The following is a 22,752-nucleotide window of genomic DNA, read 5'->3' on the forward strand; positions in this document are numbered from 1 at the left end:
GGATTACCCGATTATCCATTAAAATGGATCGGATCAATATAAGCACACAAAGGGGGAAGTGCTTACTAATTATGAAACATAAACTACAAATGATGAAAATGCGTTGGTTGGGTGCAGCAGTCATGTTAACGCTGTATACATCATCGAGCTGGGCATTCAGCATTGATGATGTTGCTAAACAAGCTCAATCCTTAGCCGATAAAGGCTATGAGGCGCCAAAAAGTAACTTGCCCTCCGTTTTCCGCGATATGAAATATGCGGATTATCAGCAGATCCAGTTTAATCGCGATAAAGCCTACTGGAGTAACCTTAAGACCCCATTTAAGCTCGAATTCTACCACCAGGGTATGTATTTCGACACGCCGGTCAGAATCAATGAAGTTACCGCCACAGCGGTAAAAAAAATCAAATACAGCCCGGATTATTTTAATTTTGGCGATGTCCAGCATGATAAAGACACGGTAAAAGATCTCGGTTTCGCCGGGTTCAAAGTGCTGTATCCGATCAACAGCAAAGATAAAAACGATGAAATCGTCAGCATGCTCGGTGCCAGCTATTTCCGCGTCCTGGGTGCAGGTCAGGTTTATGGCCTGTCTGCGCGAGGTCTCGCTATTGATACCGCTCTGCCTTCGGGCGAAGAGTTTCCCCGCTTTCGTGAGTTTTGGATCGAACGTCCAAAACCAACTGATAAACGTTTAACCATTTATGCCTTGCTGGACTCCCCGCGTGCGACCGGAGCGTATCGCTTTGTGATTATTCCTGGGCGTGACACGGTTGTGGATGTTCAGTCCAAAGTTTACCTGCGCGATAAAGTGGGCAAGCTGGGCGTAGCACCGCTAACCAGTATGTTCCTGTTCGGGCCGAACCAGCCGTCTCCGACGACTAACTATCGTCCGGAACTGCATGACTCTAACGGTTTGTCTATCCATGCTGGCAATGGCGAGTGGATTTGGCGTCCGCTGAATAACCCGAAACACCTCGCAGTGAGTAGCTTTGCGATGGAAAATCCGCAAGGATTCGGTCTGCTGCAGCGTGGTCGTCAGTTCTCCCGTTTTGAAGATATCGACGACCGCTACGACTTGCGTCCGAGCGCCTGGATCACACCAAAAGGCGACTGGGGTAAGGGTAAAATTGAGTTAGTTGAAATTCCAACCAACGATGAAACGAACGATAACATCGTTGCCTACTGGACGCCGGATCAACTGCCTGAAGCAGGCAAAGAGATGAACTTCAAGTACACCCTGACGTTCACTCGCGATGAAGATAAGCTTCATGCCCCGGAAAGTGCCTGGGTACAGCAGACTCGCCGCTCAACAGGTGATGTCAAACAGTCAAATCTTATTCGCCAGCCTGACGGCACCATTGCATTTGTGGTGGATTTCGCCGGTGCAGATATGAAAAAACTGCCGCAGGACACCCCTGTCACCGCGCAAACCAGCATTGGCGACAACGGTGAGATCGTTGAAAGCACAGTGCGTTATAACCCGGTCACTAAGGGTTGGCGTTTGATGCTGCGCGTGAAAGTGAAAGATGCGAAGAAACCCACTGAAATGCGTGCTGCGTTGGCCAATGCCGATCAGACGTTGAGTGAAACCTGGAGCTACCAGTTACCTGCCAATGAATAAGACAACTGAGTATATTGACGCAATGCCGCTTTCGGATACCGAGAAAGCGGCACTGCCGAAAACTGACATCCGCGCCGTTCATCAGGCTCTGGATGCCGAGCACCGTACTTACGCGCGCGAAGATGATTCACCGCAGGGGTCTGTTAAAGCTCGCCTTGAGCAAGCCTGGCCGGACTCTCTGGCCAAAGAGCAGTTGATTAAGGACGATGAAGGGCGTGACCAGTTGCAGGCCATGCCAAAGGCAACACGCACTTCGATGTTTCCCGACCCCTGGCGTACTAACCCGGTAGGCCGTTTTTGGGATCGTCTGCGTGGACGGGATGTGACACCGCGTTATCTTTCACGTCTGACGAAAGAAGAACAAGAGAATGAACAGAAATGGCGTACCGTTGGGACGATCCGCCGTTACATTCTGCTGATCTTAACATTGGCGCAAACGGTCGTTGCGACCTGGTATATGAAGACAATTCTTCCGTATCAGGGCTGGGCGTTCATTAATCCTGCAGACATGATGGGGCAGAACCTGTGGGTTTCCTTTATGCAGTTGCTGCCCTATGTGCTCCAGAGCGGGATACTTATTCTGTTTGCCGTCCTTTTCTGCTGGGTATCTGCGGGGTTCTGGACTGCTTTGATGGGCTTCCTGCAACTGTTGATTGGGCGTGATAAGTACAGTATTTCAGCCTCAACGGTAGGGGATGAACCTCTTAATCCTGAGCATCGTACTGCGCTGATTATGCCTATCTGTAACGAGGACGTTGACCGTGTATTTGCGGGTCTGCGTGCCACGTGGGAGTCGGTTAAAGCCACGGGCAATGCCGAGCATTTCGATGTTTACATTCTGAGTGACAGCTACAACCCTGATATCTGCGTAGCGGAACAAAAAGCGTGGATGGAGTTGATTGCTGAAGTGCAGGGTGAAGGGCAGATTTTCTATCGCCGTCGTCGGCGTCGTGTGAAGCGTAAAAGCGGTAACATTGATGACTTCTGTCGTCGTTGGGGGAATCAGTACAGCTACATGGTGGTGCTGGATGCGGACTCGGTGATGAGTGGCGACTGCCTGACCGGCCTGGTGCGTCTGATGGAGGCGAATCCAAACGCCGGGATTATCCAGTCTTCACCAAAAGCATCCGGGATGGACACGCTGTATGCGCGCTGCCAACAGTTTGCTACTCGCGTGTATGGCCCGCTGTTTACCGCCGGACTTCACTTCTGGCAGTTGGGTGAGTCGCACTACTGGGGTCACAACGCGATTATTCGCGTGAAGCCGTTTATCGAGCACTGTGCGCTTGCACCGTTACCGGGTGAAGGCTCGTTTGCAGGCTCGATTCTCTCCCATGACTTCGTGGAAGCTGCATTGATGCGTCGTGCAGGGTGGGGCGTGTGGATTGCTTACGATCTGCCGGGTTCTTATGAAGAGCTGCCACCGAACCTGCTGGATGAACTCAAGCGTGACCGTCGCTGGTGTCACGGTAACCTGATGAACTTCCGTTTGTTCCTGGTTAAAGGGATGCACCCGGTTCACCGTGCGGTATTCCTGACCGGCGTCATGTCCTATCTGTCGGCTCCGCTGTGGTTTATGTTCCTCGCGCTCTCAACTGCACTGCAGGTGGTTCATGCGCTGACGGAACCACAATACTTCCTGCAACCGCGCCAACTGTTCCCGGTCTGGCCGCAGTGGCGTCCGGAGCTGGCGATCGCGCTGTTTGCCTCAACGATGGTGCTGTTATTCCTGCCGAAGCTGCTGAGTATTTTACTCATCTGGTGTAAAGGGACGAAAGAGTACGGCGGATTTATCCGTGTAACACTGTCATTGCTGCTGGAGGTTCTGTTCTCCGTGCTGCTGGCGCCGGTGCGTATGCTGTTCCACACGGTCTTCGTAGTGAGCGCATTTCTTGGCTGGGAAGTGGTCTGGAACTCACCGCAGCGCGATGACGACTCCACCCCGTGGGGCGAAGCGTTTATGCGTCACGGATCTCAATTGTTGCTGGGTCTGGTATGGGCTGTGGGTATGGCGTGGCTGGATCTGCGCTTCCTGTTCTGGCTGGCACCGATTGTCTTTTCGCTGATCCTGTCGCCGTTTGTTTCCGTGATATCCAGCCGTTCAACGGTGGGGTTACGAACTAAACGCTGGAAGCTTTTCCTGATCCCGGAAGAGTATTCTCCGCCTAAAGTGCTGGTGGATACTGACAATTATCTGGTGATGAATCGTAATCGTTCGCTGGATGACGGCTTTATGCATGCAGTGTTTAACCCGTCATTTAACGCGCTGGCAACGGCGATGGCCACCGCACGCCATCGTGCCAGTAATGTGCTTGAAATTGCACGAGACCGTCACGTGGAGCAAGCGCTGAACGAAACGCCAGAGAAACTGAATCGCGATCGCCGCCTTGTGCTGTTGAGCGATCCGGTGACCATGGCACGTTTGCATTATCGTGTCTGGAACTCACCGGACAGGTATTCTTCGTGGGTCAATTATTACCAGGGGATCACCCTGAACCCGCTGGCGCTCAGGAAAAAATAAACGTTCTGACGTGAAAATACCGGCCCCGGGCCGGTATTTTTTTATACTGAATACAAAAGGTCATGAGGTATCAGGTGCGAATACTGGTTGTTGGAATAATGGTCTTACTCCTGAGCGGATGTGGCAGTATTATTAGCCGGACGATCCCGGGGCAGGGGCACGGCAATCAATACTATCCTGGCGTCCAGTGGGATGTCCGGGACTCGGCGTGGCGTTACGTCACCATCCTCGACCTGCCATTTTCGCTGGTGTTTGATACGCTGCTGCTGCCACTCGATATCCACCATGGGCCTTATGAGTAATTATCGCTCATCCCATTCATCTGCTGCTGTCTGACCTTCTTCTGTATCAAGGGGCGGTTCAAGCTGGAATTCCCCCTCATCCCATTCGTGGAGGGTGTTTTCTTCCTGCCATTCCTGGCGAATTTCAATCTCATCATAATCGCCATCAAAAACGCTTTGCGCCGCTTCGCCGCTCAGCATTGGCAGACATTCGCCACCTTCGTCATCTTCGTCAGCGAAAAATTCGGCCTGCCACATGATGTCGCCATCCTGTAGTACGTATTTTTGTACGTTCAGTTGCTGAATACTGGCTTCGTCAGGTTCAAGATCGGGGTTATCAGCCAGAAACTCTTCACGGGCTGCATCAATGGCTTCTTCCAGCGTGGCATACATAGTCATCAGAGTCTCCCTTTGATTTAATGAGGTATTCAGGAAAATAATAGTTGATTCTCTGATATAGCAAGTATTAATGCGTAAAAATCATCCTGGGACCTGAGCATCTCGGCGGCGGCGCAGACTGTTCCACGAATAGATGGCGTTGAATAATACGATGCCCGCAGTCACACAGAAAACGGCACGGAAACCATAGTTTGCCGATATAGCGGCCCCCATCAGTGGCCCTGTCACGTTGCCAATATCCCGAAATGACTGGTTATAGCTGAATATTCGCCCGGCTATCTGGTTAGTTGAGTTATAGACCAGCAGGGTTTGTACGGCAGGTAGCAGAGCACCGTCGGCAGCGCCGAGTAAAAAGCGCAGAACGCCAAGCTGCCACGGCGTCTGTACTAATGACATTGGGATCAGTAGCAGCACTGAAATAACCAATGCGACAATCAGGATTTTCTCCGGGCCAATTCTGTCGCCTAACTTGCCGAGCCTGGGTGCACTAAGCAGGGCCGCCACGCCAGGAACTGAGGCAATCATCCCGCTGATAAAGGCGATGTTGCTGACGTTACCGGCAAGTTCGCGTACATACAACGTCAGAATAGGTGCAATAGAGCCAGTCGCTACCTGAATGATCAACGTCGTGACAAACAGGCTCAATACCAGCTTAGGATTCTTTAATGAAGCGACGACCTCCCGCATATGCAGCATTTCTTTCTTACTCACCGGCCGGAAATTCTCACGGATAAAAAATAACGTCAGAATAAAACAAAGCAGTAGTACGCTGGCGGTAATGAAGAAAACTGGACGCAGCCCAAAATGGTCGGCGAGTAACCCGCCAGCCAGTGGGCCAAGCAGGGCGCCACTGACGCCCCCGGTGGAAAGTGTACCCAGCGCCCAGCCGCTTTTATTGCGCGGAACCTGCGTGGCGATCAGGGCATTGGCGTTGGGAATGAATCCCCCCAGAAGTCCGAGCAGGGCGCGCAGGACAAGGAACTGCCAGATATTTTGCGCCAGCCCCATTAACAGCATCACGATCGCCATGCCCAGCGCTGAACGCAATAGCATTATTTTTCTGCCTTTTCTGTCAGCAAGCCCCCCCCAGAAAGGTGAGGCGATAGCAGAAAAGAGAAAAGTGATGCTAAAGACCAGGCCTGACCACATATTTAAGGCGCTATGACCCGTCACGCCCAGATTTTCGACATAGAGCGGTAAGAAGGGCATGACCAGGCTAAATGCCGCGCCGGTCAGGAAACAACCCAGCCAGGCAACAGTGAGATTGCGTTTCCAGTTTATGGGGACATCAGAGGGTGACATAGCGATCCGCAGTGTGGCGCGCTGTTTGCGCTATTGTTTGAATATTAAGTAAGCAGGCTAATTATGCGCCTGGTTTATAGGCGCTGCAATGCGGATAGCAGTTAAACCTAAAGAGGTTATCTGAGGTGTTGCAGCCCGGCGGGCTGCAAGGCGTTTCAGTAAAGGGAAGGGGCACCTTCAGGACGTGTTTTAAAGCGACGGTGTAGCCACATATATTGCTCCGGTGCCATCATGATGCACTTCTCAACAATTGTATTCATCCAGGCAGCAGTGGTCTCTGCGTCGTCCAGAGGTGGGGAACATTCCGGAGGCAGCATAATCAGTTGGTACCCTTTGCCGTCGGGTTTACGGCGGGGAACAAACGGTACCAGACATGCATTGGACAGACGTGAAAGCATCCAGGTCCCGGAGGTCGTTGCGGCTTGTTCAACGGCAAACAGAGGAACAAATACGCTGGATCGCGGACCGTAGTCATGATCCGGCGCATACCAGACCACTTCACCTTTTTTCAGCGCTTTGATCATCCCTTTCAGGTCTTTGCGATCGAGCATTGATTTATTGGAGCGCATACGCCCCCAGGTTTGTAGCCAGTCGAGAAGCGGGTTGTCATTGGGGCGATAAACGCCGATCCCGGGTTCCTGTAAGCCAAACTGACGAGCACCTAGCTCAAGCGTCAGAAAGTGCAGTCCGACAAGCAGGATCCCTCGCTTCTGCGCCTGAACGTCACGGATATGTTCCATTCCGATAACTTCAGTCCAGCGTGAAATTCGGCGATCGGACCAAAACCAGGCCATTCCGGTTTCTATCACGCCCATACCTACAGATTCGAAGTTTTTTGCCACCATCTGCTGGCGTTCCTGTTCACTCATCTGCGGGAAGCACAGCTCGAGATTCCGGGAAACAATCTTTGCCCGACGCTTCATTACACGTAATGCCAGGTGACCTAATGCACAGCCTAACTTATAGAGGAGCGGATAGGGTAACTGCACGATCAACCAAAGGATACCAATACCTGCCCAGGTTAACCAATAACGTGGATGCAATAATGCAGTCGAGAACTTGGGTAAATTCGTCATGTCTATCCTGTCTTTAAACGACCAATTCCCTGTATTGTCGCATTTTTTCGCGCGTATCAAAAATTTGTGACGCAGGAACGGTCATTAAATCATCATTTGTTGTTGTGTTTTTATCGTGAAGTATGAAATGTAGCGTAAAATGTGTGGATGTAAATTGGCGATGTTTGCTTTATGATGCCGGCCGATTTTCAATTTTTACTTCCTGCAGGATACGTACACCATGCCAGTGTTACACAACCGCATTTCGAATGACGCGCTCAAAGCCAGGATGCTGGCAGAGTCTGAGCCGCGAACGACAATCTCGTTCTATAAATACTTCAACATCGTCGAGCCTCAGCACACGCGTGATGCGCTGTACCAGATGTTCACCGCGTTAAATGTCTTCGGACGGGTTTATCTTGCGCATGAAGGGATTAACGCACAAATCAGCGTGCCGCAAAGTAATGTTGAGAGATTCCGCGATCAACTTTACGCTTTTGACCCTGCATTTGCCGGACTTCGTCTGAATATTGCACTGGATGATGACGGAAAATCATTCTGGGTACTGCGCATGAAGGTCCGTGATCGAATTGTGGCTGATGGTATCGATGATCCTGGCTTTGACGCCAGCAATGTTGGTGATTACCTGAAAGCTGCAGAAGTGAACGCCATGCTCGACGATCCAGACGCGGTATTTATTGATATGCGCAACCACTATGAATACGAGGTTGGCCACTTCGATAATGCGCTGGAAATTCCTGCAGACACTTTCCGCGATCAACTGCCGAAAGCCGTCGAAATGATGCAGGAACATAAAGATAAAAAAATAGTGATGTACTGCACAGGTGGAATTCGTTGTGAGAAGGCCAGTGCCTGGATGAAACACAACGGATTCAGCAAAGTATGGCACATTGAGGGTGGCATTATTGAATATGCGCGTAAAGCGCGTGAGCAGGGGCTACCCGTGCGTTTTATCGGCAAAAATTTTGTATTTGATGAACGTATGGGAGAGCGAATCTCTGAAGATGTGATCGCGCATTGTCATCAATGTGGTGTGGCATGCGACAGCCATACTAATTGTAAAAATGATGGCTGCCATTTGCTGTTTATTCAGTGCCCGGCATGTGCAGGCAAGTATAAAGGCTGCTGCAGCGAACTGTGCTGTGAAGAAAGTGAATTGCCAGAAGAAGAACAACGCCGCCGTCGTGCTGGTCGCGAAAATGGCAATAAAATCTTCAATAAATCTCGTGGTCGCCTGAATACGAAACTGGGTATTCCGGATCCAGCGTCATAACATTGTGCCGCATGGGACATAAAGTCTTATCCGGCATGCAAAACTCACTTTGCAGGCCGGATAAGACGCGCGAACAATTACTTCTGCTGTACGCCTTCCACCGAAATGATTAAATCGACTTCCTGCGAAGCAGGGCCGAGATCGGTGGTGATGTTGAAATCTTTCAGCTTAATTTTTCCTTGAGCTTCAAAACCTGCGCGCGTACCACCCCACGGATCGCCACCTTGTCCTATCAGCTTCGCATCCAGCGTTACCGGTTTGGTCACGCCGTTAAGGGTCAGATTCCCGGTGATATCAAGCTCGTTACCCTCTTTCTTCACGCTGGTAGAGGTGAAGGTCGCCTGTGGAAATTTAGCGACATTGAGGAAATCTGCGCTTCGCAGGTGTTTATCACGTTCAGCGTGATTGGTGTCAACGCTGTTGGTGTTAATGGTGACATTTACTTTATCGGCGGCAGGATTTTTCTCGTCGAAGGTAAACGAGCCATCGAAGTCTTTAAATGTGCCGTACAGCCAGCTGTATCCCAGATGCTGAATACGGAAATTAACAAAGGCATGTTGTCCCTCTTTGTCGATTTTGTAATCTGCCGCGATTGCAGAACCGGTGGTGAATAACAGAGAGGTGAGGGCGAGCCCCAGCAGGCTTTTCTTCATTTTATGCTCCAGAGTCAGATGACGATCTTCCCAACATGCGATTAAGGGTATCGTCGTTATCGATAAAGTGATGTTTCAGGGCCATCAGGCCATGCAGAAGGGATAAAACCACTACGCTCCAGGCCAGCCAAAGATGCAGACTACCGGCAAGATCGGCCTGTGCTCCCGCGTTAGCGAGCGTGGCGGGAATTTCAAACCAGCCAAAAACACTGATAGCTTTACCGTCAGCGGTAGAAATCAGATAACCGCTGATCACAATAGAAAACAGCAGGATATATAACGCGAGGTGGCCCAGTGCCGCAGCGAGGCGAGTTAAACGGGAATAGCTTTTCAGCGCCGGGGGCGGAGGGGAGAAAATCCGCCAGGCAATGCGGATGACCAACCCCATCATGAGGAGTACACCGATGCTTTTATGCAGTTCCGGGGCCTGGTGGTACCAGCCATCGTAATAGCTGAGTGTTACCATCCATAAACCCAAACCAAACATGCCATACACGGCAATAGCAATCACCCAGTGTAATGTCGCAGATACGACGCCATAGCGCTGTGGACTATTATTGAATTGCATAAACACACCGATAGATATTACAGGAGTGAATGAAAATGGCGTGAAAAAGACATTAATGCAACTAATAAATAACAATGGTGATGATATTTATTTTTAATTCAATAAATTTGATTTATTTACAAGGTAAACATCAGCGGATTAGTGTGAGTGGGCAGATTATGGCTTAATTTAAGGATGTTTGTTGGTTTGTTTGTTATTCAGTTTATTGCAATGAAAATTAAGAAATTCTAAATTTTTGTCAATTACTGTCAGTATTCTTTGGTCAGAAAAACATAATATATATAACGTCCATAATGGCCAGCAGTGACCATAAAATAATGTAGAGCATAAAATGCTCGCGAATATTATTAACCAGGTAATGAAAGATGCGACGCATCAAAAGTATTCCTTAAATAGAAATGGCCTCACAGAGAGGCCATTTAGTGATTATTGTTTAAAACGGGTAAGTTTGAACGGGGACAGGTCAAAGGCTGACGGTTTGTCCTGGGCGAAATCCGCAGCGATCTCCCCCAACACGGAGGCAAATTTGAAGCCATGACCGCTCAACCCGGTAATGATTAGCGTATTGTCATGCTCTGGCAGCGTATCGATAATAAAGTCTTCGTCCGGAGAGTTATCGTAAGTGCAGGACGCACCATGCAGGCAACATCCAACACCGGGCAGAATAGTACGCAGGAATGGGAAAGCTTCGGAACCATCGCTGGCAACTGCGGCAAACGGTTTACGCTCTTCGGCGGAATGGATGATCTGCCCGCCGTTATGTTTACCAATCTTCAGCTCGTCATTTTCAGCCGGGAAACCGTAATACTGATCGCCATTCGGCAACTCACCGGTAAATGCCGGGAATTTGTTTTTAATGCTGTAGCGCCCGTCTGCCTGGTACCATGCAAACACTTTGCGCACCGGTTGTATTGGCAGTTCAGGCACCAGTGCCTGAACCCAGGTTCCGGTGCTAATCAGCGCTTTTTTAGCATGGTAGTCTCCGTCCGCTGTTTCAACCGTGACGCCATCATCATGATGATGAATTGCGGTGACAGGACATTTAAATAGCTGTGCACAGCCTGCTTCCTCAGCCAGACGGATCCAGGTTTTAATGGCTAGCTCACTGCGTAAAAAACCTGACTCTGCTTCAAACAAGCCAATATAGTTTTCAGGTACACGGATTTCGGGCCAGCGCGCCATAATCGCGGCTGCGTCCAGTTGCTCAACGTTTAGCTGCCACTGTTTTGCGCTTTGCGCCACGTTAGATAAGAAGGTTGAATCTGCCGGGCCGAGGTTGATAACACCTGAACGGACAAACACGGGTTCTTCATTTTGCGTGGAGAGTTCATCCCACAATGTCTGCGCACGCAGTACCAGCGGAACGTATTTTTCGCCTTCGCCATACGCATGACGAATTAATCGTGTGTCGCCGTGGTGGCTGCCCTGTTGATGTGGTGGCATATGTGCATCGATCATCAGAACATTCAGACCGGCGCGAGTGGCATAGTATCCAGCTGCGGCACCCACGGAACCGCTGCCAATAATGATTAAGTCGTATTTCATCCGCTTCTCTCTGCAATCGCGATAGTTGCAGGGTAAATAACTGACCAGCATTATTCAACCAGGAAATAAGAAAGGCACCGTTAAGGTGCCTTTTGATGGTTGGGTGCATCAGATTTAATGACGCTGATACTCATTCACCTGGTAATCGCCTGATTCAATTTTGGCGATTCCTGCTTCTAATATCGAAATAAATTGCCTGGCAACATCAGTGGTTAACCAGAGCGTTTGACCAACTTCAGTCCCATCTGGGTCCGGACGATTCGGGGTCTGGTAGTGCAAACGCAGCATCAGCGCATCATAGCTATCAACGGTGCTGATGTCCCATCCTACAAGCGGATGAGTCTGAATGACTTCATTATTCTTTTCCATCATGCCCCCTAATTCGTGTTACTAGACAACGGTTTTCGAGGTTCAATGCGTTTTTTCTGAAGCAACTTCAGTATATCAATAAATATGGGTATTCACTGGAAATTTAAAGAGGGAGACGCATAAATTTTATGTTTTAAGTGTTATCCGAACAATAAATCGGCACCTTATTCATATTTTTTTGGCATGTTATGCAGTTATTTTGATGCTCAGGCTAAAAGATAATCAGTTGCGTAAATAAACGTTACCCGTTTTGGTAGCAGGATTACGCTATTGATTAAAAGGCAATGTGTGTAAAAAAGCCGGGGCGACCCGGCAAATAAACATCACTGCATATCATTTATTATTCATTGATGAACCAGTCATCTGCGCTTTCCCATGTTTCCTGCAGGATCTCGCTGATGCGTTCTTTGTCCTCTTTGGTCGCGCCAATGACCGACAGATTGTTTGCGGTGGCATAACGAACGGTGACATTACCTTCGTTATCCGGGAAATGATGGTTAATACGGCGGGAGAGTTCACCTGCCAGGGCGTCAATCGCACCGGCAGGCAAAGGTGAAGTTTTAGCAATAGTGACTTCAATACGCATAATAGCCCCCTGTTGAATATACTGGTTATTTATACAGTTAACTTCAGTAATTGACAACAGTTGGCTATATTTTTTTTAGCTTTTTACAGACCAGCGTACCGTTTCTCCGCCGAGGAAGGGGACCAGTGTGTCATCTTCAAGCGCGATGCTCTCCGGTACCTGCTGTTCAATTCTAACCAGTTCAATAAAGGTTTCGTTAACCGGCAGCCCGTAGAATCGAGGGCCATTAAGCGAGCAGAAGGCTTCAAAATGGGCCAGAGCATTCATCTCTTCGAATACGGTGGCATAACTGCCCAGCGCGGTAGGTGCATTAAAACAACCCGCGCAGCCGCAACTGGACTCTTTGCGATGACGTGCATGTGGTGCCGAGTCAGTGCCAAGGAATGCGCGGGTAAAACCGCTGGCGACCAGTTCACGCAGCGCCTGCTGGTGGATGTTACGCTTGAGGATCGGTAAGCAATACAGATGCGGGCGAATTCCGCCTACCAGCATATGGTTGCGGTTAAACATTAAATGCTGTGGCGTTATCGTTGCTGCGAGGAATTCATTCCCGTCACGCACGTACTCTGCTGCATCTTTGGTGGTGATATGTTCAAACACGACTTTCAGCGTGGTCAGGCGCTGACGCAATGGCTCCATCACAGTTTCAATAAAGCGCGCTTCGCGATCAAAAATATCGATGTCCGCATGGGTCACTTCGCCATGTACCAGCAATGGCATGCCGAGTTTTTCCATCCGCTCCAGCACTGGCATGATGGCATCAATAGATGTCACGCCGTGTGTGGAGTTGGTGGTGGCATTCGCCGGATAGAGTTTGGCTGCAGTGAATACACCCTCTTTGAATCCGCGCTCCAGCTCATTGGGATCCAGCGTATCCGTTAAGTAGCAGGTCATTAATGGGGTGAAATCGTGACCGGCAGGCACCGCGTCAAGAATGCGCTGACGGTACGCGATAGCGGCGTCAACCGTAGTGACAGGCGGTGCCAGGTTGGGCATGACAATCGCGCGCCCATAAATTTCACTGGTATAGGGCACGACAGTTTTTAACATGTCGCCATCGCGAAAGTGAAGATGCCAGTCGTCTGGGCGGCGGATCTTTAAAACCTGGGATGGTGCAGTCATCAATATGCTCCGGCTGAGGATAGTCATTTTTGCCGGAAACAAAGGATAAGCGGAAACGTTTTCGTTTGCACGAAAAAAAGGGTGCTGATGCACCCTCTTTTTTATTAATCGGTAAACGGAATGATTATTTCTCCCGGTTTCACCTCAATACCTTTGGCCAGCTTTTTCGCCAGCGCTTCGCCGTTACTGCTGTCTTCTCGCAGAATATAAGCCGGTTGCTGATTGAAATAATTCCGCAGCGACTGGTTTAAATAAGGCATCAGGGTTTGCAGAACCGATTGCATTTTTTCCGGTGTGACGGTTGCATCAACAACTTCCATCTCTTGCAGATAGATAGCGCCTTTTTCTTTGTTGAAGACCGGCAATGCTTTTAACTTCAGCTTCATGGTCGCTTTCTGACTGCCAAACAGGGAGTTCATATCCAGATTGGCATCACCGGTCAGGGTCACTTTATTCGGCTCTTCGCGACCGATCTGACTGGCGAGATTGCTCAGAACAATATGTGCTTCAGCAACACCGGGCAAGCCAATGTCTTTAGAAAAGTTATTGTGTTTCGCCAGCGCCTGATTAATTTCTTGCTCGCTAACCGTGTATTGCGTGAGTTGATTACAACCAACCAACAGGCCGCCGACAATTAGTGCAGCGGCAAAAAAAAACTTTTTCATGGGGTTCCTCAACATGATGCTTGTGGCGTAATCGTGACACAAAGCAGCATCTAGTACCAGCACGCCGGACACCAGCAGAAAAAACTGAAAATGTGTCCATGCGGCTGGCTAAATATCAGGCACCTGGCTCCAGCATACCGCGTGATGTGCGTTTGTGGCTGAACTGCCAGCCCAGAGCCAGAAAAGTGATAAGGCCGATAACCCCGAGCATCATCCATGGCAGTTCGGGTTGCGACAACGCTTTGCCCATGTCAAACAACCAGCCGCCGCCGATGTAACCTATTGCGCCGCCGATAGCTAATCCCAGCCGACTAAAGCCCATGTAACTCCCCCGAGCCCGCGCATTCGCCAGCGATGCGCTGAGCGTTTCCCGCGCTGGTTCCGCAATAATGGAACCGATATAGAACGTACAGATCAGAGTGAAAAGCTGCTGTAAATTACCGACCAGACCAATGGGCATCATACTGAGAGACATCACCAACAAACCGGCCATCAGGCGGTGTTCCAGGCGAAAACGCTTTTCACTCCAGCGAGCAATCGGGTAGAGCAGCGTTAAGGAGAGGCATGCTTCAATGGCATACATCCATTTCACGGCGGACGGTGAACCCGCAATATCGTTAACCATAATCGGTAGCATCAGCATGACCTGCACCGCCAGCATGTAATAACCCGCTAATGTCAGGACATAGGTGACAAATCGCTTGTCATGCATCACGTGACTCATCCCTTCGCGTACCGGAATTTTCACCGTCGACAGTTTCCACGCGGGGAGAAGCCAGGCATTAAAGGCTGCGCACAGGACAAACAAAATCGCGCCCGTGGCGCATACCAGTCGGAAGTCGTACTGTAGCAGCCAGCTTCCGAGTAACGCACCAACGACCGCGCCGGCACTATCCTGCATCATCAGGATAGAGAAGAAACGCCCACGTTTTTCCGGGCGGATCAGTTTGACCACCAGCGCGGAGCGGGGAGGATCGAACAGTGTGCCGCCTAATCCGGAGAGAAAACAGGAAAACCACAGCAGCCAGGGTTCATGGGCAATCCCCATAGTGGCGAATCCGGCGGCGCGCATCAGCATGCCGGTGACAATCATCGGTTTTGCACCAAAACGGTCTGCAATCGCTCCGCCAAAAATACCCAGCCCTTGCTGAATAAATTGGCGTAATCCAAGTGCAATACCAACCATTACGGCAGCCCAGCCCATTTGGTCGACGAAACGAATAGAGATCAACGGGAATACGACGAAGAAACCCAGTACGACCAACATATTATCGATGAGCAGGAAATATTTACCCAGGTTCCTCGCCTGCGAAACTTGCGACATTTCCCCTCCAGGGAAAAACTCGTCACTCTGATTAGAGTTTAAAAGATAAGCACCTCCTATTCTGCGGTGTCGTCTGATCTTTTCCCACCCCTGGGGAAACAATATTTTTTTATCAAAAGCCAGTCTTGATAGAGAGTTTTCATCAAAATGTGTGAATAATTCAAAAAATGATGTTTTGCTCTTTTCACAGGGTGTATTTGCACAGGTATAGTATCGCAAATAGCGTATTGAAGACGTTACGGGAAGGAGTAGGTATAGAATGTTTGGCTATCGCAGTAACGTGCCAAAAGTGCGCTTAACCACGGACCGCCTGGTCGTGCGTTTAGTGCATGAGCGTGATGCCTGGCGTCTGGCAGATTATTACGCAGAAAATCGTCATTTCTTAAAACCCTGGGAACCTGTTCGCGATGAAAGCCACTGTTATCCTTCTGGCTGGCAGGCGCGTCTGAGTATGATCTCTGAATTTCATAAACAAGGGTCTGCTTATTATTTTGCGTTGCTCGATCCAGAAGAGAAAGAGATCATCGGCGTCGCGAACTTCTCTAACGTCGTGCGTGGATCTTTTCATGCATGTTATCTCGGTTATTCCATTGCGCAGAAGTGGCAGGGACAGGGGCTGATGTATGAAGCCTTAACCGCGGCCATTCGTTATATGCAGCGCTCACAGCATATTCACCGCATTATGGCGAATTACATGCCACATAATAAACGTAGCGGCGATTTGCTGGCGCGGCTTGGTTTTGAAAAAGAAGGGTATGCAAAAGACTACCTGCTGATTGACGGGCAGTGGCGCGATCACGTGCTAACAGCGTTGACAACATCAGAATGGACCCCGGGTCGCTAAGTTTCAGCTGTATTGGCTGATTAATGGAGAAGACGATGAAATACGAATTAACCGCCACCGAAGCCCGCGTGATTGGCTGTCTGCTGGAAAAGCAGGTAACAACGCCAGAACAGTATCCGCTCTCCGTGAATGGCGTTGTGACCGCCTGCAATCAAAAAACCAATCGTGAACCGGTGATGAACCTGTCGGAATCGGAAGTGCAGGACCAACTGGATAACCTGGTTAAACGGCATTTTCTGCGTACCGTAAGCGGGTTTGGTAATCGCGTAACCAAATACGAGCAACGCTTTTGTAACTCAGAGTTTGGCAACCTGAAGCTCAGTGCAGGAGAAGTGGCGTTAATTACGACGTTATTATTGCGCGGCGCACAAACGCCCGGAGAGTTGCGTAGTCGAGCATCCCGTATGTATGAATTCAGTGACATGGCAGAAGTTGAATCGACTCTGGAGACACTGGCCACCCGTGAAGATGGTCCTTATGTTGTCCGTCTGGCACGTGAACCCGGTAAGCGCGAAAGCCGTTATATGCACCTGTTTTGCGGTGAAGTTGATGAGCCGATCGCAACGGCAGATGAATCTCCGGCTGCTTCTGGTGGTTTGCAGGCGCGCGTCGAGGCGCTGGAAACTGAAGTGGCAGAGCTAAAACAGCGGCTCGATTCGCTACTGGCGCATCTGGGAGACTAATGTGAAAAAATTACGTATCGGTGTTGTCGGGCTGGGCGGCATTGCGCAAAAAGCCTGGTTACCCGTCCTTGGCGCGGCTCCGGAGTGGACACTACAGGGAGCCTGGTCACCTTCGCGGGAAAAAGCAGAGCGTATTTGCGAAACCTGGCGGATGCCATACGTTGATTCACTGGCGAATCTGGCGGCAACCTGCGATGCCGTTTTTGTCCATTCCAGTACCGCAACACATTATGCTGTGGTGAGTGAATTGCTTAATGCCGGGATCCATGTTTGCGTGGATAAACCCCTAGCGGAAAATTTGCGCGATGCTGAACAACTGGTGGCACTCGCGGCGCGGAAAAAACTGACGCTGATGGTGGGTTTCAATCGCCGGTTTGCGCCGCTTTACCGGGATTTAAAAGCGCAGTTAGGTGATGCTGCCTCTGTCAGAATGGACAAGCATCGTACGGATAGTGTTGGGCCGCACGATCTGCGTTTTACGCTGTTGGATGATTATCTGCACGTCGTGGACACCGCGCTGTGGCTGTCCGGGGGAGAGGCTTTGATAAATAGCGGTACGCTGTTGACCAACGAATCCGGGGCGATGCTTTATGCCGAACACCATTTTTCTGCGGGTCAGGTGCAAGTAACCACCAGTATGCATCGTCGGGCGGGCAGCCAACGAGAAAGTGTACAGGTGGTGATGAACGGAGGATTAATAGACGTTACTGATATGCGGGAATGGCGTGAGGAGCGTGGACAGGGCGTAGTACACAAGCCGGTTCCAGGCTGGCAAACAACCCTGGAACAACGTGGCTTTGCCGGATGCGCGCGTCACTTTATTGAATGCGTGCAAAATCAGACGGTTCCTGAGACGGCGGGTGAACAGGCGATTCTGGCTCAGCGCGTGGTCGAAAAGCTGTGGCGGGATGCCATGGCTGAATAACCCCCTGTAACATCTGGCGGTAGTAATTCATTGTAATCCAGGTACTATATGCCCACTCAAAATAACTCCTCTTTCTAACAGTGAATGATGGCAACCTGTAGGGTGAACTGTTTGCCTGATAAGACGTTTATGCGTCTCCATCGGGTGCGGTGATGTTGCCGGATGACCGCTTAAATGCGTTATCTGGTCTACGGTTTCGCCATGCGGGGTTTTGCTCCAGGGTCTGGAATATAAAATAGATGAATTTATTAAAGTCGCTGGCGGCCGTCAGCTCGATGACGATGTTTTCACGCGTGCTGGGTTTTGCGCGTGATGCGATTGTCGCCAGAATTTTTGGCGCAGGGATGGCGACAGATGCCTTTTTTGTGGCATTCAAACTTCCTAACCTGCTGCGTCGAATTTTTGCTGAAGGCGCGTTTTCTCAGGCGTTCGTGCCAATTCTTGCAGAGTACAAAAGTAAGCAGGGTGAAGATGCCACCCGTGTGTTCGTCGCCTACGTTTCTGGGCTGTTGACGCTGGCGTTGGCGGTGGTCACGGTTGTCGGGATGCTCGCAGCGCCGTGGGTGATTATGGTCACCGCGCCTGGCTTTGCCGATACGGCCGACAAGTTTGCGCTTACCACTCAACTGCTGCGGATAACCTTTCCCTATATTCTGTTAATTTCGCTGGCCTCGCTGGTGGGCGCTATTCTTAACACCTGGAACCGTTTCTCCATTCCGGCGTTTGCACCGACGTTTCTGAACATCAGCATGATCGGTTTCGCGCTGTTTGCTGCACCTTATTTTAACCCGCCGGTACTGGCGCTGGCCTGGGCCGTCACCGTAGGTGGGGTATTACAACTGGTTTACCAGCTCCCGCATTTGAAAAAAATTGGTATGCTGGTGCTGCCGCGCGTGAACTTTCACGATGCCGGTGCGATGCGCGTCGTAAAGCAGATGGGCCCGGCAATCCTGGGCGTATCTGTCAGCCAGATTTCCCTGATCATCAACACAATTTTCGCCTCATTCCTGGCTTCAGGATCGGTTTCATGGATGTACTATGCTGACCGCCTGATGGAGTTCCCGTCAGGCGTCCTGGGCGTTGCTCTGGGGACCATTCTGCTGCCATCGCTGTCCAAGAGTTTTTCCAGCGGAAATCATGATGAATATTGCCGACTGATGGACTGGGGGCTGCGCCTGTGCTTTCTGTTGGCACTACCCAGTGCTGTGGCGTTGGGGATCCTGGCAAAGCCGCTGACGGTTTCCCTGTTCCAGTACGGTAAATTTACTGCATTTGATGCTTTGATGACCCAGCGCGCTCTGGTGGCGTACTCGGTTGGTCTCATTGGATTGATCGTAGTGAAAGTGCTTGCGCCTGGGTTTTACTCGCGTCAGGACATTAAAACTCCGGTGAAAATCGCCATTGTGACGCTGATTATGACTCAGGTGATGAACCTGGCGTTTATCGGCCCGTTAAAACATGCCGGACTGTCGCTCTCGATTGGTCTGGCGGCATGTCTGAACGCCTCACTGCTGTATTGGCAACTGCGTAAACAGAAAATTTTCACCCCTCAACCTGGCTGGGGCTGGTTCCTGGCGCGTCTGGTGATTTCTGTACTGGTCATGTCTGCGGCGCTGGTAGGCATGCTTTACATCATGCCGGAGTGGTCGCAGGGAACGATGCTGTGGCGTCTGCTGCGTCTGATGGCTGTTGTCGTTGTTGGTATTACAGCCTACTTTGCTGCGCTGGCCGTTCTGGGCTTTAAAGTGAAAGAGTTTGTACGCCGGACGGCGTAACAGAAAGGGGGAGTTGCCGTCAGGTGGCTCCCCTTATCGCAATATCAGATAGAGATTTTTTTCCCGCCGCGATGCGTCGCAGAGGTTTGGCCATTAGCGCCATACAAAGTCGGTTCCTGGTGCGGTTTCAGCACCTTGATCGCCTGTTGATTACGCTCGATCTGCCCTTCCAGGAGCCAACCATTATGTTGGTTGAGATCGCGTAAATGCTGTGTTTTGTTCGTGATGGTCTGCCAGCGCTCGGCTATCTCATCGTTGGCGCTGCGCGTCGAGTCGTGCTCGAGACGTCGCTGCTGTTCCAGATAATCCAGGGTCGCCAGTAAAGAGCTTTTTTCTTCTGTAATACGCTGTAGCTGGCTACCGTTGATATGGCCCGCGGAAAGCTGCTGCTGTTCAGCATCCATCACTGTTTTCAGGTCATTGAGGACGGTCGTCATCTGATCAAGTATTTCTGACAAGCGAGTCATACTTTATTTACTCTGTAGGTAGCTCTGTGCCTCGCGGATCAGCGAGTCTGCAATTTTCCCAGTGTCCATTTTCAGCTCACCGTTTCGGATCGCGATTTTCAATGCTTCAACACGCTCCATATTGATGTCGTTGGTACCGGGTTGCATCAGCTTGGCCTGAGCGTCGCTTAACATCACACTGGTGCTGTTGGTCGCTGATGTTTTTTCCTTCCGCGCTTTTTGTACCGGCGTGTCGCTGGTTTCGCGTGGTTGGACAGTGCTTACTGGCTTCAATGGTGAGGTACGATCAATGCTCATTTTTTTATCCTCATCGAGGGGTTACGCTATAGCGACCCGCTTTAATCATTGGTTGATTATCTATCGGCATCCGCTAAAAAATCTTTAACCTATTATAGGTTAATAAGAATATTCCCATCAGAATCGACGACTCCGCTCACCACCTGTCCTGAAAGCATCCGCACTCTCGCGTTTTGCGCGACGGCCGCATTATTCAGCGCTTTACCTTCTGCATTCACGCGAAAGCCCTCGCCGTTTGCGATAACCAGAACGCGCTGGCCGGCTTTTATCCGCCATGCCTGACGCAACATCGTCAGCTGTAGCGGCTGGCCAGAGACCAGGTCGCGTAGGCTTACGGCATCCTGGACCTGATTAATATCCAGAACGGTTCGTGGCGGAAGTTGGTCCAGCCGACCGCGTTTTAAGGTCACGCTGGATGCGTTAAGCGCGCTGCCTCGTGCAATGGGAGCGGCGGCGACAACGTAGTTGCCCGTGGCTTGTACATTCACCTGCAGGTAGCGTTTTTCATTGGGACACCTGGCCAGGACGTTCACATTGCCCCATAACTTCGCGCTTCCAGCTACGCTCAACGTCGGCTGCTCACAGCCAGGTCGCAGGTTAGGCGGTGTGCGAACAGTGACAACCACTTCATCACTGAACCCCGACAGCCGTTCTGAAAACCATGCCGTTAACTGCGAATTGAGGTCTTGCGCCAGCGTCAGGGGACTGAACAGCAGCGCTGCCACGGCTATTCCTCGTTTAAACGTTTGCATCAAAACCTCATGCTTTTTCAGGTAGTGACTGGATTTTACCTGTGTGACGCAGTCATCAACGCAACAAATAGCGACGCATTTTGCGTTTATTCCGACGATAACGCGCGCGTGATGGGATTTAAGCTGTCGGCTGAATTTTGTCATTTGCGGAGGAGATATGCTCGATAAGCTCGACGCCGCCTTACGTTTTCAACAAGAAGCGCTGAATCTGCGCGCCCAACGCCAGGAAGTATTAGCGGCCAACATTGCCAATGCCGACACGCCAGGGTACCAGGCGCGTGACCTGGATTTCGCCAGTGAGTTAAAAAAAGTCATGGTGCGAGGACGGGAAGAAACCGGCGGTGTCTCGTTGACGCTGACCTCTGCACAACATATTCCGGCCCAGACCACCTCGGCTCCCTCCACGGAGTTGCTCTATCGCATCCCAGACCAACCGTCCCTGGATGGCAACACGGTTGATATGGATCGGGAACGCACACAGTTTGCGGACAACAGTCTCAAGTATCAGATGGGGCTTACCGCATTGGGTGGACAAATCAAAGGCATGATGAACGTGCTGCAAGGAGGGAACTAATTCGTGGCGCTGTTAAATATTTTTGATATCGCAGGCTCCGCGCTGACGGCGCAATCCCAGCGCCTGAACGTCGCGGCCAGCAACATGGCGAATGCGGACAGCGTGACAGGACCCGATGGTCAGCCGTATCGCGCGAAGCAGGTTGTTTTTCAGGTCGATGCTGCGCCAGGCGCGGCTACCGGCGGCGTAAAAGTCGCTGACGTCATTGAAAGTCAGGCGCCAGATAAGCTGGTTTATGAACCTGGCAATCCGCTGGCCGATGCAAATGGTTACGTAAAAATGCCGAATGTGGACGTGGTCGGAGAGATGGTCAACACCATGTCAGCCTCGCGTAGCTATCAGGCAAACGTTGAAGTGCTCAACACAGTGAAAAGCTTGATGCTTAAAACGCTGACGCTAGGCCAGTAAAGGAGGCGCACATGTCAATTGCTGTAAAAATGAATGACCCGAGCAGTACGGGCGTTAATGCTGCCAGTAGCAAAAGTTCGCTGACAGGCAGCAATGCTGCCGATCTGCAAAGCAGCTTTCTGACGCTCCTGGTGGCACAGCTGAAAAACCAGGATCCGACCAATCCTATGCAAAACAATGAGCTGACCACCCAGCTGGCGCAGATTAGCACCGTGAGCGGTATTGAGAAACTGAACACCACGCTGGGCTCGATCTCCGGACAAATCGACAACAGTCAGTCGCTGCAGGCCAGTACCCTTATCGGCCACGGTGTCATGATCCCGGGGACCACTATCCTTACCGGCAAAGGAACGGAAGAGGGAGCAACGACCACCACTACGCCGTTTGGCGTTGAACTGCAGCAGCCAGCAGATAAGGTCACCGCGACCATTACCGATAAGGACGGTAAGGTCATTCGCACCATTGAGATCGGTGGGTTGAAGGCGGGTGTGCATACCTTTAGCTGGGACGGCACCATGACAGATGGCACGGCTGCGCCGAACGGCTCTTACAACGTCGCGATTTCCGCCAGCAATGGTGGTACGCAACTCGTGGCGCAGCCTCTTCAGTTTGCGCTGGTGCAGGGGGTTATTCGCAGTAATGGCGGTAATACGCTGGACCTGGGCACCTATGGAACCACCACCCTCGACGAAGTACGGCAAATAATCTAAGCCTTCAC

At 50.8% G+C, this 22,752-nt stretch carries 26 protein-coding genes; 11 read left to right on the forward strand and 15 right to left on the reverse strand.

Annotated features, from left to right (window positions below):
* Positions 1–89 precede the first annotated feature (89 nt).
* The 3 genes from mdoG to LG384_RS08630 all read left to right on the forward strand — a co-directional run bounded on the left by mdoG (position 90) and on the right by LG384_RS08630 (position 4,448).
* On the forward strand, positions 90–1,625 hold the full coding sequence (mdoG, locus tag LG384_RS08620) for a glucans biosynthesis protein MdoG (protein ID WP_136345533.1): 1,536 nt from the start codon (positions 90–92) through the stop codon (positions 1,623–1,625).
* Positions 1,618–4,146: a glucans biosynthesis glucosyltransferase MdoH gene (gene mdoH, locus LG384_RS08625; RefSeq protein ID WP_045441593.1), complete on the forward strand. Its 2,529-nt coding sequence runs from the start codon at positions 1,618–1,620 to the stop codon at positions 4,144–4,146. The genes mdoG and mdoH overlap by 8 nt, the downstream gene beginning before the upstream one ends.
* Positions 4,147–4,220: 74 nt before the next feature.
* Positions 4,221–4,448 carry a YceK/YidQ family lipoprotein gene (locus LG384_RS08630; protein ID WP_045449561.1) on the forward strand — a complete coding sequence of 76 codons (228 nt, stop codon included), beginning with the start codon at positions 4,221–4,223 and terminating at the stop codon, positions 4,446–4,448.
* Here LG384_RS08630 and LG384_RS08635 read toward each other — a convergent pair whose 3' ends face one another.
* From LG384_RS08635 to LG384_RS08645, 3 genes are all read right to left on the reverse strand, one after another.
* Positions 4,449–4,826 carry a MysB family protein gene (locus tag LG384_RS08635; RefSeq protein WP_225760757.1) on the reverse strand — a complete coding sequence of 126 codons (378 nt, stop codon included), beginning with the start codon at positions 4,824–4,826 and terminating at the stop codon, positions 4,449–4,451.
* 81 nt (positions 4,827–4,907) lie between these two features.
* Complete coding sequence (gene mdtG / locus LG384_RS08640) at positions 4,908–6,128, reverse strand: multidrug efflux MFS transporter MdtG (RefSeq protein WP_045441598.1); 1,221 nt, start codon at positions 6,126–6,128, stop codon at positions 4,908–4,910.
* 155 nt (positions 6,129–6,283) lie between these two features.
* Positions 6,284–7,204 carry a Kdo(2)-lipid IV(A) acyltransferase gene (locus LG384_RS08645; protein ID WP_225760758.1) on the reverse strand — a complete coding sequence of 307 codons (921 nt, stop codon included), beginning with the start codon at positions 7,202–7,204 and terminating at the stop codon, positions 6,284–6,286.
* A gap of 220 nt (positions 7,205–7,424) precedes the next feature.
* Between LG384_RS08645 and LG384_RS08650 the strand changes: the two genes are divergently transcribed.
* A complete protein-coding gene (locus LG384_RS08650) occupies positions 7,425–8,477 on the forward strand; it encodes a rhodanese-related sulfurtransferase (RefSeq protein WP_045441604.1) in 1,053 nt (350 codons plus the stop codon).
* 77 nt (positions 8,478–8,554) lie between these two features.
* Here the strand turns inward: LG384_RS08650 and LG384_RS08655 are convergent, their stop codons facing one another.
* The 9 genes from LG384_RS08655 to mdtH all read right to left on the reverse strand — a co-directional run bounded on the left by LG384_RS08655 (position 8,555) and on the right by mdtH (position 15,309).
* Positions 8,555–9,130, reverse strand: a complete 576-nt coding sequence (locus tag LG384_RS08655) for a YceI family protein (protein ID WP_045441607.1) — start codon at positions 9,128–9,130, stop codon at positions 8,555–8,557.
* Between the two features lies 1 nt (position 9,131).
* The gene (locus LG384_RS08660) at positions 9,132–9,698 is read right to left on the reverse strand and encodes a cytochrome b (protein ID WP_048221666.1); all 567 of its coding nucleotides are present in this window, start codon (positions 9,696–9,698) and stop codon (positions 9,132–9,134) included.
* Positions 9,699–9,960: 262 nt separating this feature from the next.
* Positions 9,961–10,074, reverse strand: coding sequence for a YceO family protein (locus LG384_RS08665; protein ID WP_003846814.1), 114 nt, complete (start codon positions 10,072–10,074; stop codon positions 9,961–9,963).
* Positions 10,075–10,124: 50 nt separating this feature from the next.
* Positions 10,125–11,243, reverse strand: a complete 1,119-nt coding sequence (gene solA / locus LG384_RS08670) for an N-methyl-L-tryptophan oxidase (protein ID WP_045441622.1) — start codon at positions 11,241–11,243, stop codon at positions 10,125–10,127.
* Positions 11,244–11,357: 114 nt separating this feature from the next.
* Positions 11,358–11,612, reverse strand: coding sequence for a biofilm formation regulator BssS (bssS, locus tag LG384_RS08675; RefSeq protein ID WP_003036154.1), 255 nt, complete (start codon positions 11,610–11,612; stop codon positions 11,358–11,360).
* A gap of 340 nt (positions 11,613–11,952) precedes the next feature.
* Positions 11,953–12,198 carry a DNA damage-inducible protein I gene (gene dinI / locus LG384_RS08680; protein ID WP_045441628.1) on the reverse strand — a complete coding sequence of 82 codons (246 nt, stop codon included), beginning with the start codon at positions 12,196–12,198 and terminating at the stop codon, positions 11,953–11,955.
* 75 nt (positions 12,199–12,273) lie between these two features.
* Entirely contained in the window at positions 12,274–13,320 is a 1,047-nt protein-coding gene (gene pyrC, locus LG384_RS08685; RefSeq protein ID WP_200011899.1) for a dihydroorotase, read from the reverse strand.
* A gap of 104 nt (positions 13,321–13,424) precedes the next feature.
* Positions 13,425–13,985, reverse strand: a complete 561-nt coding sequence (locus LG384_RS08690; RefSeq protein WP_045441634.1) for a lipoprotein — start codon at positions 13,983–13,985, stop codon at positions 13,425–13,427.
* Between the two features lie 115 nt (positions 13,986–14,100).
* On the reverse strand, positions 14,101–15,309 hold the full coding sequence (mdtH, locus tag LG384_RS08695; RefSeq protein ID WP_045441637.1) for a multidrug efflux MFS transporter MdtH: 1,209 nt from the start codon (positions 15,307–15,309) through the stop codon (positions 14,101–14,103).
* Between the two features lie 259 nt (positions 15,310–15,568).
* Here mdtH and rimJ point away from each other — a divergent pair, with 259 nt between their 5' ends.
* The 4 genes from rimJ (at position 15,569) to murJ (ending at position 19,536) form a co-directional block, all read left to right on the forward strand.
* Positions 15,569–16,153 carry a ribosomal protein S5-alanine N-acetyltransferase gene (gene rimJ, locus LG384_RS08700; RefSeq protein ID WP_045441640.1) on the forward strand — a complete coding sequence of 195 codons (585 nt, stop codon included), beginning with the start codon at positions 15,569–15,571 and terminating at the stop codon, positions 16,151–16,153.
* 35 nt (positions 16,154–16,188) lie between these two features.
* Positions 16,189–16,836 (forward strand): YceH family protein, encoded by a 648-nt coding sequence (locus tag LG384_RS08705; RefSeq protein WP_200011897.1) that lies wholly within the window; start codon positions 16,189–16,191, stop codon positions 16,834–16,836.
* Position 16,837: 1 nt separating this feature from the next.
* Positions 16,838–17,761, forward strand: coding sequence for a Gfo/Idh/MocA family protein (locus LG384_RS08710; RefSeq protein WP_048221662.1), 924 nt, complete (start codon positions 16,838–16,840; stop codon positions 17,759–17,761).
* A 239-nt stretch (positions 17,762–18,000) separates the two neighbouring features.
* A complete protein-coding gene (murJ, locus tag LG384_RS08715) occupies positions 18,001–19,536 on the forward strand; it encodes a murein biosynthesis integral membrane protein MurJ (protein WP_048221661.1) in 1,536 nt (511 codons plus the stop codon).
* A gap of 44 nt (positions 19,537–19,580) precedes the next feature.
* On the opposite strand, the gene flgN is transcribed toward murJ, so the two are convergent.
* The 3 genes from flgN to flgA form a co-directional block, all read right to left on the reverse strand.
* Complete coding sequence (flgN, locus tag LG384_RS08720; protein ID WP_045441649.1) at positions 19,581–20,003, reverse strand: flagella biosynthesis chaperone FlgN; 423 nt, start codon at positions 20,001–20,003, stop codon at positions 19,581–19,583.
* Positions 20,004–20,006: 3 nt separating this feature from the next.
* A complete protein-coding gene (gene flgM / locus LG384_RS08725; RefSeq protein WP_045441651.1) occupies positions 20,007–20,300 on the reverse strand; it encodes a flagellar biosynthesis anti-sigma factor FlgM in 294 nt (97 codons plus the stop codon).
* A 92-nt stretch (positions 20,301–20,392) separates the two neighbouring features.
* Positions 20,393–21,052, reverse strand: a complete 660-nt coding sequence (gene flgA, locus LG384_RS08730) for a flagellar basal body P-ring formation chaperone FlgA (RefSeq protein WP_045449563.1) — start codon at positions 21,050–21,052, stop codon at positions 20,393–20,395.
* Positions 21,053–21,209: 157 nt separating this feature from the next.
* Between flgA and flgB the strand changes: the two genes are divergently transcribed.
* The 3 genes from flgB to flgD are packed head-to-tail and all read left to right on the forward strand — an operon-like array spanning position 21,210 to position 22,744.
* Positions 21,210–21,626 (forward strand): flagellar basal body rod protein FlgB, encoded by a 417-nt coding sequence (gene flgB, locus LG384_RS08735; RefSeq protein WP_048221659.1) that lies wholly within the window; start codon positions 21,210–21,212, stop codon positions 21,624–21,626.
* 3 nt (positions 21,627–21,629) lie between these two features.
* Complete coding sequence (gene flgC / locus LG384_RS08740) at positions 21,630–22,034, forward strand: flagellar basal body rod protein FlgC (protein WP_045441655.1); 405 nt, start codon at positions 21,630–21,632, stop codon at positions 22,032–22,034.
* Positions 22,035–22,045: 11 nt separating this feature from the next.
* Entirely contained in the window at positions 22,046–22,744 is a 699-nt protein-coding gene (flgD, locus tag LG384_RS08745) for a flagellar hook assembly protein FlgD (protein WP_045441657.1), read from the forward strand.
* The last annotated feature ends 8 nt before the right edge of the window (positions 22,745–22,752 follow it).

Source organism: Citrobacter sp. Marseille-Q3906 (genome assembly GCF_916618775.1).
Taxonomy (GTDB): Bacteria; Pseudomonadota; Gammaproteobacteria; order Enterobacterales; family Enterobacteriaceae; genus Citrobacter; species Citrobacter murliniae.